Annotated in this window: 12 protein-coding genes and 1 pseudogene; 4 read left to right on the top strand and 9 right to left on the bottom strand. The window is 67.6% G+C overall.

Annotated features, from left to right (window positions below; genetic code table 11):
* Positions 1–353: 353 nt before the first annotated feature.
* Positions 354–1,493 (top strand): annotated as a pseudogene (locus tag ACWD0A_RS31535) (IS110 family transposase).
* 381 nt (positions 1,494–1,874) lie between these two features.
* Here the strand turns inward: ACWD0A_RS31535 and ACWD0A_RS31540 are convergent.
* Positions 1,875–2,096: a hypothetical protein gene (locus tag ACWD0A_RS31540; RefSeq protein ID WP_451303674.1), complete on the bottom strand. Its 222-nt coding sequence runs from the start codon at positions 2,094–2,096 to the stop codon at positions 1,875–1,877.
* Positions 2,097–2,228: 132 nt separating this feature from the next.
* Positions 2,229–2,699, bottom strand: a complete 471-nt coding sequence (locus ACWD0A_RS31545; RefSeq protein ID WP_451303676.1) for an SPW repeat protein — start codon at positions 2,697–2,699, stop codon at positions 2,229–2,231.
* A 184-nt stretch (positions 2,700–2,883) separates the two neighbouring features.
* Here ACWD0A_RS31545 and ACWD0A_RS31550 point away from each other — a divergent pair, with 184 nt between their 5' ends.
* Both ACWD0A_RS31550 and ACWD0A_RS31555 read left to right on the top strand, forming a co-directional pair.
* Positions 2,884–3,441 (top strand): hypothetical protein, encoded by a 558-nt coding sequence (locus tag ACWD0A_RS31550; RefSeq protein ID WP_451303678.1) that lies wholly within the window; start codon positions 2,884–2,886, stop codon positions 3,439–3,441.
* Between the two features lie 540 nt (positions 3,442–3,981).
* Positions 3,982–4,257 (top strand): hypothetical protein, encoded by a 276-nt coding sequence (locus ACWD0A_RS31555; protein WP_451303680.1) that lies wholly within the window; start codon positions 3,982–3,984, stop codon positions 4,255–4,257.
* Between the two features lie 309 nt (positions 4,258–4,566).
* Here the strand turns inward: ACWD0A_RS31555 and ACWD0A_RS31560 are convergent, their stop codons facing one another.
* Positions 4,567–4,764: a hypothetical protein gene (locus ACWD0A_RS31560; protein ID WP_451303682.1), complete on the bottom strand. Its 198-nt coding sequence runs from the start codon at positions 4,762–4,764 to the stop codon at positions 4,567–4,569.
* A gap of 532 nt (positions 4,765–5,296) precedes the next feature.
* Here ACWD0A_RS31560 and ACWD0A_RS31565 point away from each other — a divergent pair.
* Positions 5,297–5,725, top strand: coding sequence for a restriction endonuclease (locus ACWD0A_RS31565; protein ID WP_451303684.1), 429 nt, complete (start codon positions 5,297–5,299; stop codon positions 5,723–5,725).
* 1,097 nt (positions 5,726–6,822) lie between these two features.
* Here ACWD0A_RS31565 and ACWD0A_RS31570 read toward each other — a convergent pair.
* The 6 genes from ACWD0A_RS31570 to ACWD0A_RS31595 form a co-directional block, all read right to left on the bottom strand.
* Positions 6,823–6,960, bottom strand: a complete 138-nt coding sequence (locus ACWD0A_RS31570; protein ID WP_451303686.1) for a hypothetical protein — start codon at positions 6,958–6,960, stop codon at positions 6,823–6,825.
* Positions 6,961–7,200: 240 nt separating this feature from the next.
* Complete coding sequence (locus ACWD0A_RS31575; RefSeq protein WP_451303688.1) at positions 7,201–7,710, bottom strand: hypothetical protein; 510 nt, start codon at positions 7,708–7,710, stop codon at positions 7,201–7,203.
* Positions 7,711–8,122: 412 nt separating this feature from the next.
* Positions 8,123–8,893, bottom strand: coding sequence for a DUF2637 domain-containing protein (locus ACWD0A_RS31580; RefSeq protein WP_451303690.1), 771 nt, complete (start codon positions 8,891–8,893; stop codon positions 8,123–8,125).
* A 491-nt stretch (positions 8,894–9,384) separates the two neighbouring features.
* Entirely contained in the window at positions 9,385–9,711 is a 327-nt protein-coding gene (locus ACWD0A_RS31585) for a GYD domain-containing protein (protein ID WP_307714982.1), read from the bottom strand.
* A gap of 142 nt (positions 9,712–9,853) precedes the next feature.
* Positions 9,854–10,612, bottom strand: a complete 759-nt coding sequence (locus ACWD0A_RS31590) for an adhesin (protein ID WP_451303692.1) — start codon at positions 10,610–10,612, stop codon at positions 9,854–9,856.
* Positions 10,613–10,791: 179 nt separating this feature from the next.
* Positions 10,792–12,696 (bottom strand): MFS transporter, encoded by a 1,905-nt coding sequence (locus ACWD0A_RS31595; RefSeq protein ID WP_451303694.1) that lies wholly within the window; start codon positions 12,694–12,696, stop codon positions 10,792–10,794.
* Positions 12,697–12,804: the final 108 nt, after the last annotated feature.

A 12,804-nucleotide genomic window follows, 5' to 3' on the forward strand; every position in this document is an offset into this window, starting at 1 on the left:
CGTCGGTCACCTGCTCAGCCCGGCGAAGGCCGCGGCCGACGTGCCCGAGCTGCGCACCGACAACCTGAAGGCCGTCGCGCTCCTGCCTTCGTCCCGCGCGGGCCGGCCCCGCCACCCCCGCTCGCACACAAACAGCGGCATCGTTGACTCTCGTGGTCCAAGCCGCCGCCAGGGAACACCTCTCACCGCTCGGCGAACGCCCCCAGTTCCGCAGCTGACCGAGGCCCCTGGCGACCGCTGGGATTGCGAACGGCTAATTGGATGACGGGCCCTGAGCCCTGCCATTAGGGAGACGCGCAACCCCGCCACGGCGACGACCCTCACACCACCGCCACCCACCCAAGGACACCACCATGACCAGCGTGTTCTGCGGCATCGACTGGGCCACCGACCACCACGACATCGCACTGCTCGACCAGGCCGGCACCCTCCTGGACAAGCTCCGCATCGACGACACCCCAGAGGGCCTGGGCCAGCTCCTGCAGCTGCTCGCCCAGCACGGCGACAGACCAGATCACCCGATCCCGATCGCCATCGAGACCTCTCACGGACTCCTGGTCGCCTGCTTACGCGCCACCGGCAGACCCATCTACGTGATCAACCCGCTCACCGCCGCCCGCTACCGCGACCGCTACGCACTCAGCCGCAAGAAGTCCGACCACCTCGACGCCACTGTCCTGGCCCGAGCCCACCAGGACGCTGTCTGGGACCGCGTCCAGACCGGCAACCGCCTCCGCTCCCACCTGCGCGAATACTTCCTCGGCTTCCTCACCGTCTTCAAGCACTTCCGCGAAGGCCTCGCCTCATCCGTCACCCGCGCCCTGCTCGCCGCGGCCCCCACACCCACCCAGGCCGCCCAGCTCACCCGCCCCGCAACTGCGAGCGATCCTCAAGAGGGCCGGACGCCAACGGGAGATCACCGGCGAGGTCGAACGACTCCACACCCTGCTCCGCGAACCACAGATGCACCAGCCACCCATGATCGAGCAGGCCATGGGCACCAAAACCCTCGCTCTGCTACAGCAGTTCAACGCAGCCTGCACCAGCGCCGACGACCTCGAAGCAGCAACCACCACCGCCTTCGCCACCCACCAGGACGCCGAGATCATCACCAGCTTCCCCGGCCTCGGCGCTCTCACCGGAGCCCGCGTCCTGGCCGAACTCGGCGACGACCACACCCGCTTCACCAGACCGCGCGCGCTCAAGGCCTACGCCGGATCCGCCCCCATCACCAGATCCTCCGGACGCAAGACCACCGTCCTGCCCAGGCACATCAAGAACCAGCGCCTCGCCTCAGCCGGCTACATCTGGGCCTTCGCCGCCCTCACCGCATCCCCCGGAGCACGAGCCCACTACGACCGCCGACGCCAGCCGAAGACCGACATGCCGCAGCCCAGCGCAACCTCTTCAACCGCCTACTGGGCTGCCTGCACCACTGCCTCACTCACCGCATCCCCTACGACGAGCAGACCGCCTTCCCCAACACCGCTTGACTGATCAACCGCATCGGATGTCTGTCTCCGCCCCGCTCCGGGCCCCGGCTACGCCCGGTCGCGCGACTAGAGCGAGCGCCATGACGAGGTACGAGAAGGCCGGCGGGGGCTGGGGCCGGTCGGTTCCACGGCTTTAGGCAGCCACCATGGGGCGAGCCTCTAAGATCATGGCCCCAGATCGGGCTATTGCGGGCAGGCGAGGTGCTGCCCGATTCGCGGCCAGCGTAAGGGGCCATGATCACTCGCCCCATGGCAGCTCCCGCCCAAAGCCGTTCCACCGACCTCGACGGATGCGGCCGACCGCGACCCACCCCCGCCAGGCCACGGCCCAACGGGGGCAGGGCACCGCCAATGGGCGGATCCCGGTAAGGCGATAGGCCGTCAGTGCTTGGCGATCCCCATGCCGAGGAAGATGCCCGCCAGCAGTGCGACGCTGCCGACGCCCATCACTGCCCAGGTCCCGCTTTGCGTGGCGGCGAAAGTCGTGGTCATTCCTGCTTGAGTCGCTGCCTGCGTGGCTTGAGCCCCGGCCATGGCTGCTTCTTGCACGGCAAGAGCCGTCTCCAGCGTTTGGACCTTGGTCTCCAGTTCAGCTGTTTCCATCGTTATTCCTTTCTGCGTTGTGCCACTGAAACCGGGTCAACGTCGCTCGGTGTCCCGCCGACGCGACACAGCCCCGTCGGCGGGAGCCGGAACACCCGAATGAGTGCCACGGTCTTCGGAGGATTGGGTCGATCACCTATGCGGGGACGAGCGGTCGCCGGACGGCTCATCCACCAGGCGGGCGGCTGCGGCGGCCATGAGGGCCAGCATGAGCGCGATCACGCCGACGACGATGTTGTTGACTATGGTCCTGGTGGTGCTGACGTCGCCTGCCACAACCCAGGGCGCAAAGATCGTCCACACGCTGAGCGCGCAAGCGGCCCACGCCATGCTGTGCGACCGCTCGTATGCACGGCCGAAGCCACCGCTCATGATCACGGCGTATGCGATGCCGACAATCAGATTGTTGACCGCCAGGGTGGAGAAGTCGTTGAAACCCGCGATCCACGGTGAGGCCGCCAGGTAGAGGCCTGTGATCAGGGCCATGGCCTCGACGGCCTGTGCCCTCGGAGTAGTCGCGACACGCTCGGCCCTCTCGTGCCGATTACGCATAGCGAGGATGTCGGGATGCGTTTCCATGTCCGACCGGGGCTGTGTCGCCATTCCGGTACCTCCAGTTTGCCCGTTATGTGTACTACGTGAAAGCGAGTACCCAACGGGGACGGGTTAACCGTCGCTGAGTTGCCTGAGTCCGAAGACGCTGCGGAGGACGTGGCCTGCGGGGCACTTCATCAGTGGCTGAGGGTCTCGCGCCGCGTTCGCCGAGGAGGACGATCCTGGCACGGCGGTGGCGGGTGGGTTCCGCTCCTGTCGCCAGTTCTTCGGCTTCGTCGGCAGCGCCGTCGCAGTAGTCCTGGTCGCCGTGCTGACAGAGGGCCGGCTCCGCCTCGCACTGCTGTGGATCATTATTCCGCTGCTGGTCGCCGCGCTGTCGTACCTCGACTTCCGTCAGGCCCGGAAAGAGCGCTCAAAATTCCGGCAGGCCCAGGAGCAGGAACTGGCGAGGGACAACTGCGGTTTCGAGGGCCGGACCATAGATGAGCTGTGGCAGGACGAGGAGTGGAAGGAGTACATCCTCACCGGTGGCACCGGCACGGTGCTGGACCTCGTCCACATGGTCGACCCCGCTTTCACCGAGTGGGGTCCCTTCATGCGGCCGTTGACCGTCGGTGAGGTGTGGGCCTGGGCTCCCAGCGGTCGGCCCACCCGCGCCGAGTGGATCGATGCCCTGGAAACCGAGCGGCTGCCCTACCCCGGACGCGCCTGCGGGAACTGCACGATGCTCTACCGCGACTGTCTAGCCCACGGAGATCGGCTACTGGGGTGTCACCGCAGATTGTGGTGACCGTGCCCGTGGGGTGCCCGATCGGAGGGCACGCCACGGGGAAGAGCAGCGAGTCGTCCGCGATCGTGCAGGTCAGCGTCGTGCCAGGTCAGCCACCGGGCGCATACGGGATCTTCCAAACTGGTGCTCCAGGGCCCATTGCACTGGCGCTCGACTGGGCCATTAGGACTCCACCGAACTTCGCGTACCGCGACCGCGTGGACGAAGAACCGGTGATCATCAGGCTCACGCACGACCAGACGTTCGTGCTCTCGGACAGGTCTAGAAGTCATGATGCAGTCCGACAAGCTGGATGCCATCGTTCCCGACCGTGCGGTCTGGTCCGGATCTACGCGCCGGCCCTCAGGGGCAAGAAAGGGTAGCGGCGGCGGGTCAGGCGAGGCGGGGCAGAACGAACCTCCGCGACAGCCCCCGAGCCCCCCAGGCTACGAGCGGTACAGGCAGGTGGCATTTTCGGCGAGCAGGCTGCATGGGGATTCCGATTTGGGGCACTTGGCCACAAAACGTCCGCGACTCGAACCAACTCGAACGGAGTACCTCATGATCATGCAAATGCTGCACGAGAAAGGCGTCCGTAGCGAACACGCCTACATGGCCGCCTTCGTGTCCATAGGCCTGTCCATCGCCACCTGGGCAACCAGCCTGAACGCCGAGCCCGGCGCTGGTGTCGCCCGCGCCGACCGGTGGGGGATCTTCGTCGGCGAATGGGCCCCCACCTTCTTCGGCCTCGGACTCGCCCTCTCCCACTACGAGCAACAAGACGGCACCCTCACCGCGAGCGTGCACGACATACACGGGGAACGAGAAGCCGTATAAGGGGACAACGAGAGGAGCCCCTGCGTCCGCCCGTGACGGCGGGCGGCAGGGGGGTGGTACAGCAGCGAAGTACAGCAACCAGCGCGACCGCAGCTGACCGTTACCAGCCCCAAGCCCAAGGCTGACCACCCCGGCAGACCTCAGCGACCGTCCCGCCGGTAGTTCGCATCGAGGTGGTCGGGCCGTGCCACAGCCGCGCCAGATTGGACGGGGAGCCACGGGGAACCGCGGGCGCCGACAGGGCATGCCCCCTGCATTCGTCGAAGTCGGCATGCCGCAGGTCAGGCCCCAACTCACCCCACCACGCTCCTAAAGCGGTGATCGCTCGACCCACCGCTGCAGGCGGGCGCAGGCCACCAGTGCGCTGCCGTCTTCGGTGAAGTAGATCAGGAAGGTCCATTTCTGATCGACAGAATCGATCAGCCCTCCGCGCACCGGCCGGCCATGCTCCCGGAGGAGCCGCACCATTCGTTCCAGCCCAAGAGGTTCGACTCCGTGCAGCCGCATGCGCCGAAGTCGGAGTGCAAAGACCCCGGCATGCCGCTCTGCGGGATGCCTCGTATGCCACACGCTGTAGGTGGCGCCGCTGCGGAGCGCCCAGAGCAGCCACAGACGCCTCGTCGTCACCGGCCAACAGCTTCTCCAGCAAATGCCGTTCCATGGTCACCCCCGCCGGGACCCTGCGGTACAGCAGCCAGGTACCGCAACCTCAGCAATCGCCCGCGTCCGGTAGCGTCCCTCCGGGGCCTGGTAGCGGCCGGAATGGCCGTCACTGACCGATCCGGCTAGAGCTACGTATCAAAAGGGCGATGATGCAGGGATCGGCGGGCACGTACAGTCCGGTCATGTCGTCCGACTCCTCGCCCACGTGTCCTGAGTGCGATCAGCCGATGCGGTTCGGAGGGTTCGCGCTCTCCCGGCGTGCTGACGACAACAAGCGCGTCTGCCGCAGCATTTGGGGCTGCCCTGAGCGCCACATCTGGTGGCAGTGGTCTGACCGTCCAGAGGAACCGCCGGTGCCCTGGCCGAGGTGGATGCGATGACGGGCACCGAGTTCGAGGAACTGGTTGCCAGCTTGTGCCGCCGGGACGGGTGCACCGAGGTTCGGCGGGTGGGCGGTTCGCACGACAACGGTGCCGATGTCGTCGGTCGTCTGCCGGATGGCCGGACGATGGTGATTCAATGCAAGCGGTACGCGCCCAGCAGCACCATCGCCAGCCGTGAGCTACGTGACTTACTGGGCGCCAAAGTGCACTTCCAGGCCGACGTGGCGGTGTTCGTGACGACCACCAGGTTCAGCCGTCCCTCCGAGAAGTTCGCGGTGGAACACGGCATTCTCGCCGTGCATCGCGATCACCTCGGCCTGTGGAACAACGGAGCGTCCCTTCTGACGCTGAGCCGTGTGAACGGGCACGGTCAAGGAGACTCCCGTCACCGGGCGCGCTGGAACCAGGCCTACGGGAAGTGACCTGCTGCGAAGGGCCGCCTCTGGGTCAGTCGGTGCTGGTGTCGTAGATTCTCCGCGCTGGGTAGCGCATGGCCTGACGCCCGTCACGCCACCGCACTGCTGCGGGCCCTGCTCGTCCTCACCCGCGCCGAGGTCTCCCGGTGACAGACGATCACCACGAAGCGATCAAGACCCTGACCGGCAGCGAGTCCTCAACTCCCGCCCACCAGACTCAATGACCAGCAACCTTCAAGTTGAAAGGCTCTCATTCAACTCCCTGTGCTCCAGGGAAGCAGGAGGAAGAGCCGACGAGGGCGCGCGATTCCGGCAAACTGCCGACACGGCAGACGACTACACGCTATCGATCACCACCACGACCAGCCCGAGTGCCCCAGCCGGACCCCACACCAGCCCCGCGACCAGCGATCGTCATGATGCCCCGGCCTCGGGCCGAAAGCCGGGGCATCATGACGGTCGGCACCCAACGACACCGAGGAGGTGCAGCGCAGTGACGGAAGGCTTGAAGTGGATCGGGCAGCACACATTCGACAAGCCGGCGGCTGACGGGATGCTCGGCGGGATCTCCATGACCGCGATGCACGAGGCCCCTGTCCGGGATCTGCTGCTCAGGCTGGGCGCGGATGAGGAGGAGATATCGAGCGCTACGCCGTACCGGGACTTCCACCCGACACGGGACGCACCCTGCATGTACGGCACGTCTGGTGAGTGGGCATACGTTCTGGAAGACCGAGGGTCGTGCACCTGGTGCGAATGGTTCTTCGAGGACGAGGACAAGATGACTCCCGCGGCCGGGGAGGAGCTGATCTGCCTGAACGCGAATGTAGCGGTCAACCCGAGCTATCTCGTCTACGCGCCCGGCGACGGCGACCTGCCCGGAGGGCTACACCGTCCCACAGTGGCGTGCCCTTCTCGACGCGCAGGAGGGTGGTCTGCGCGGCGTGGTGTGGCAGGCCGTCGGCGACCTCCTGGGCATCCGCATCCCCCGGGCGGACGTGGAGCAGGGCCGCTTGCCCGCAGCCAGGCTGACCGGCCCCTATACGTAACTCCGGGGCGGCGCGGATGGGTTCCGTGCCGCCCCTCAGTGGTGGGTGTGCGGGTTACTTGAGGGTCATCGTGCAGCGCCAGGCGTCACTGTTCGCGCTGGTGCAGCTGCCGGTGATGTTGGTCTCCAGCCAGTAGGCGTCCTTGTCCATCAGCCGCATGTTGTTGACGAAGCCGGCTGAGAACGCGCCCATCGATCCCCGGTTCTGGCTGCCGGAGATAGCGGACCGCCCGCAGACCTCCTTGAAGGTGGTCAGGGTGCCGGGCACATTGCGCAGGTGGATCTTTCCGTCGACCTTGGTCGCGTAGGACTGGATGCACTTCGACCCGGACTGTTGTACGAGGCGTTGAAGGTGAACTCGTCTGAGGTACGTCAGTCGGACACCCCCTCGGAAGTGATCTTCTGAGGGGGTGTCCGACAGCTCACAGGGTCCTCACTCGACGGACATGTCGTCGCCGCCGCACTTTCCGTCGTCACACGTCGCCTGGATCTGGAGCACCTCGATCACCAGGAGCAGGCTCGCCAGGGAGTCCCGCGCCTCGGGTACCCTCGCCGGGGTGGCGTTGAGGAAGCCCATCGCGACGTCCAGCCGCTCCCTCAGCCAGTCGATCTGCTCCACGCACAGGCACTTGCTGTCCTCCAGTGACGTCAGCCTACGGTCGGCCTGCGACAGAGCGGTGCGTGCGGTGTCGATGTCCGGAGTCGTGCCGTCGAGCGAATCGAACCCCAGCTGCAGCCGACCGAACAGCTGGGTGAGAAGCAGCTTGCAGTTCCTCTTTTCGTCGCCCTTGTCCTTGTCCTTGTCCTTGTCCTTGTCCGTGACGACCACGGCGGACGGGGCGTGCTTCGTGTCGGCCGAGACTGTGGGGGCCGCGAACATGGTGGCGGCGGCGACCGCCGCGGTGACGGCCATGATGGAGCCGCGGATCTTGACAGATATCATCTCGTGCTTCTCCTCAATGCGCTCTGATGCGAGATGAGACGAGCCGCTCCGGATGGAGCGCTTGAGATCCAAAGAACCCATGCTGACTCTGCGCGCAACCGCGACTACTGTCCGTATCGCCGACCATTGAGGCCACACCCCGCGAGAACCGCAGGTCAACAAGCCAGAAGACCTCTTCAGACCTCATGGCCCCCTTGTCGTGCAGATCAGTGACGCACCGACCGCCGCGGAGCGACGGCTGAGGGCTCGGACGTACGTCGCGGTGCGGTCCGGCCGGATCCGGCGGAACGCCACGCGCGGTCCACGAACGACCACGGCCCCTGATCCACCTTTCGGCAGATCAGGGGCCGTTTCATCGCGCGCTCTCACTCGCGGCACACAGAGTGCACATACGCCTGCTTCAGAAGTGACGCTACTGGCGGTGGCGGGGCGTGCCCTGTCGCGGTGGCAGAGTCAAGGTGATCTGTCGGACGAGTTGCTGGAAGCAAGCCAGGGACGCGACGGGTGGCAGGACGGCTGCGGCGATGCCCGTGAAGGTCCTTTCGGCCTGAGCTACGCACAGCATCACCGCGACCGAGGAAAACAGCAGAACGATGAACCACGAGTGCAAAGCTCGGCGCCGATGCAAGGCAGTTCGCAGGATGGAGAGAGAGGCCACCATCCAGGGTCCGTACACGAGAAGTGGCCACCACGGAATCATCCAGCTTCTCGCATCGGACATGACGTTCTGCAGGGGCCCGTAGGCCACAATGCCGCCGAATACGCTCACCATCGCCACGATGACGGCAACAAACGCGACGATGACGAAGCTGCCGGTCTGCAACCACTTGAGTCGGGGCTTTCGGACTCGGATCTTCCGGTGCCCGGCAGAAGAACGTCGGATGCGCGGCAACTGAGCGGTGATCTTTGTCAGGTTCTCCATCGGGCCGGCGAAGCCGACGCCGGACGGCGCATCGCCGCGAGGCGGCGGCACCGTGGCCGCCTGCTCTGCCGGAACAGCCTCCTGCAGGAGATAGGCGAGTTCCTCAACCGGGTCCCAGCCCGAGTCCGGGGGCACCAAGGCAGTCCCTGAGTGCAGGCCATCGACATGACTGCCGTGCCAGCCGGTACCCGACCCATAGGTGTACGGGTCGGAATACCATTCAGGCCGCACAAAGGAGGGGTCCGCATAGTCGTGATTCATGAAAATCCGCCCCCGTCACGCGTGTTCCGCGTGGCAGCCAGCTTTCCCCTGACCGTTCCACCGCTGGTTGAGTTCCTCCTGAGCCGCCTCCAGCAGTGCGAGGAACTCGCGGAGCAGTGAATCAGTGACCTGGAGTTGGACCCGCGCGCCGTCCCCGTGCAAGGTGCCACGCGCATCAAGCGCCGACTGTGCCACACCAGGCGTGTAAGTGTATTTTCCCGCTGTCACATCACGAGTGGCAGGCAGATTATCCTTCCTCGCGCCGCGCTGAGGCAAGCCGTGGAACCTTGCTTTCGTCATATCCCGACTAACGCCGCTCCCTCTCCTCCAGATGCGTGGCAAATGGGTGACCCTGGCGCGGGGAAACGCTAATACCATCTGCATCTCACTCTGCGCGTCATGAGTCGAGCGGTTGTCTTCCTGCCGGGGCGCCGGCGCAAGCCCCGGACCGGTCGTGGTCCGGGGCTTTTGGCCTGGTCAGGGCGTGCGGGCTAGGTGCCCGGCGCGCGGTACTGGACTTCCTCGGCCCTGCGCAGGGCGTCCAGCGTTTCGTCGACCGTCAGGAGAACCGTCGTCTCCAACGAGCTGAGCGCACCGCCTCCCGTGATCGCCAGCGCGACCGCCGCCATGGAGACGTTGTCGGGGGCCTCCCACAGGGTGCAGCCGTCGTGCCTGCCGAAGGCGTACCAGAATCCGTGCAGCTTCCCGCCGACCGACTCGATGTACGTCTGAGCGGCCTGCCTGCGGTCCTCCGGGTTGCCGATGAGCCTGGCCCACGTCTCCGGCGTGTAGCTGAACCTCGATAGATAGAGCGGCATCGGCTCCCTCTCGTCGGGTAATTCCCCACAAAATGCCGTGGAGTGCCGAATTTAACCGCTGTGTCCCCGAAGCACGCTGCACCGCTGCTGCGTGTCATGCATCCCCGCGTTCGACGCGGAGGAGCACGCCAGGCCCCAGTTCTCAGGCGGGGCACTCCGCGCGCATCTGCGCCGCCGCGTGGTGCGCGCCGTCGCGGCCGTCGCCGCCCCAGTCCTTGCCGCGGTCGACCAGTCGCACCGTCAGCCGCTGGTCGTGCACCGGGACCTTCTCGATGACCAGGCCCCTGCCGCGCAGCGACGTCTGATCGATCTCGAACGTCTTGACCGCGCTGCCCGGATCGTCGGGGTCCTTCAGTACGAGGTACGTGGACGGCCGGCCCGCCACGTCCTGGGCGCGGTCGCTCTCGGGGACGACGACCGCCACGGAGCAGGTCGTGTAGCCGCTGCCCACGTACCAGGACCATGTCGCGCTGTTCCCACGGTCCTTGACCGGGGATCCGGACATGGGGATGGCCGTGAAGCGGCCGTCGCAGCCGTCGCCGCGGTGGCCGCCCGAGCGCACGGTGTACCAGCCGTCGTCGCCGTCGCCGTAGCGCCCGTTCTCCTCGTAGTGCCCGCCGCCGTTGCAGCCGGGCCCGGCCCAGGCCGCGTAGAAGGGGCCCTTGGTGGAGCGCGGGGGTTTCGTCTTCTGCGGCGGCTTCGGCTTCGGGCGGCCCAGGGAAGGGGAGGGCGCGGGACTCGGCGTGTCGGACGGCTGGATCCGCTGCGGGGCGCCGCCGAGTTCGTCGAGATCCTCGTCCGGCCCCGACGCCTGCGCGCCGACCGGCTCCGCATCACTCCCGAAGGGGCCGCACGCGGTAAGGACCAGGGCCAGTGCCGTCAGGGCGACCGCACCCGTCATCAGCCGCCTTGCCGCACGGAGCGACCGTGCCGCCCTCGTTCCCGCGCCGTCGCTGCCGCATCGTTCGCACGTCATGTCGCACCGAACCCCGTAGACCGACTGATCGGTATGTCAAAACGCGTCCACTATGCATCAGCGCGACCGGGCGCATAAGTGTTAACGCGGGTAAGGCTGCGGGCCTACCGGAACTCCTCGGGACACGGCGTACCCCGCGGGAGTCGATAGGGCGCCGCGAGCCGGTAGACGCCCGCGCGCGGTGCGAGCAGTTCGGTCCACTCGTCGCCCTGCGGGTCCTCCTCCGCCTTCAGCAGACAGCCGTGCGGGTTGTCGAAACTCCGCAGTCCGTCCGCCCGCAGCTTCGACTCCTCCGTCTCCTGCGGCCCCGGCACGCTCCTGCCCTCCTCGTCGACGAGTCCGAGCCACGGCGAGTACGGGACACGGATCAGCACACGGCCCGCCGACCGCACACGGATCGTCAGCTCCCCCGCGCCCGCGTGTTCGACCGTCGCCGGCGGGTCCGCGATCGGCTTCGGGTCCTTCACCGCGAACAGCTGCCAGTTCGCGTCCCCCCACACACGGGTCAGATACGGCTGCCCCTTGCTGACCAGCTCCGCCTCGCGCAGCGCACCGCTGGAGTCCGGGCGGCCCTTGGGCAGCACGACGTAGTGCACGGCCCAACGGTCCAGCCAGGCACGGTAGGTGCCCGGGGTGAGGAGGTTCTCCTCGTCGTAGAAGAGCGGATTGCGCTTCATGTCCGCCTGGCGGTTCCAGCCGCGCGCGAGGTTGACGTACGGGGCGAGCGCGGACGCCTCACGATGGCTGCTCGCCGGGACCACCTCCACCCGGCCGCGCTCAGCGCCCACCTTCTGCAGCCGGTCGACGAGCGGCGCGAGCTCCCGGTTCCACGACGCGGTGGGAGCGGTGCGGACGATGTCGTCGACGCCCTTGAACCCGATCCAGGCGTTCAGGCCCGCGAAGGCGAGCAGGAGGGCGTACCACTTGCGCGACCGCGGCACCATGTACGGCAGCGCGGCGAGCAGCACCACGCCCGCGAACAGCATCGGCAGCCGGGACACGTTCGACCCGATCTGAGAGTCGATCAGCCACGTCAGCAGCGTGCCGAGCGCGTACACGGCCGCGCCGGTACGGACCGTGCGCCACTCCGTCGGCACGAGGACAAAGACGAGGACGCCGAACGCGAACGGCAGCGACGCCGACAGGAGCGACATCGGCTGCGTGCCGGAGAACGGGAACAGCCAGGCGGAGAGCGCCACGACCACGACCGGCGCGAGGCCGACCGCGTACGCGCCCGGGCGGCGGCCGTTCAGGAACAGGGCGGCGGCCACGACGCCGAGGAAGAGGCCCGCGACCGGGCTGGCAGCGGTGGCGAGCCCGGCGAGCGGGGCGGCGACGGCCGCCTTCGCCCAGCGGTTGCGCCGCCAGCGGTGCGGCCAGCAGAAGACCGCGCCGACCGCGCCGAGCGCGAACATCATGCCGAGCCCGAACGTGACCCGTCCCGACAGCGCGTTGCACAGGAACGCGAACACGCCCGCGAGCGCGCACGCGGCCGGGTTCCGGACGGCCCGCACCCGCACGAGCATCAGGGCCGTCAGGGCGGACGAGACCGTCCCCGCGAGGATCATCGTCGTCCGCACGCCGAGCACGGACATCAGGTACGGCGAGACCACGCTGTACGAGACGGGATGCATCCCGCCGTACCACGCGAGGTTGTACGCGGAGTCGGGGTGCCGGCCGACGAACTCCGCCCAGGCGTCCTGGGCGGCGATGTCGCCGCCGCTGTTGGCGACGAAGAGGAACCAGAGCAGGTGCACGAAGGCGGCCAGCGCCGTGGCGAGGGCGACGGGGTGGCGCGCGAGGCGGGCGGCGAGGTGGCGGAGGCGCGACGCCGGGGGCCGGTCGCCGTGCCGGTTGTCAGGGGCCTCGTCGACGTGCGGGACCTCGTCGAGCAGGGCCGGTGCGGCGGACTGTATTCGCGGCCCGCGCCGCTGCTCCGGGTCCGCGCCGCTGCCGTCGGACGTGCACGTGCTGCTGCCGTCCGCCCGTCTCGGCTCAGCGGTGGTCACTGCGGCTCTCCCCGTCTGTCCCTCTGTCCTGTGTGCCGTCGTCCCCCGGGCCCGGCTCCGTCGTGTGCCGTCCGTACGAGAGGACGCCGTCCCCGCGCCCTCAGTTGC

It is taken from the genome of Streptomyces sp. NPDC002867 (assembly GCF_053591895.1).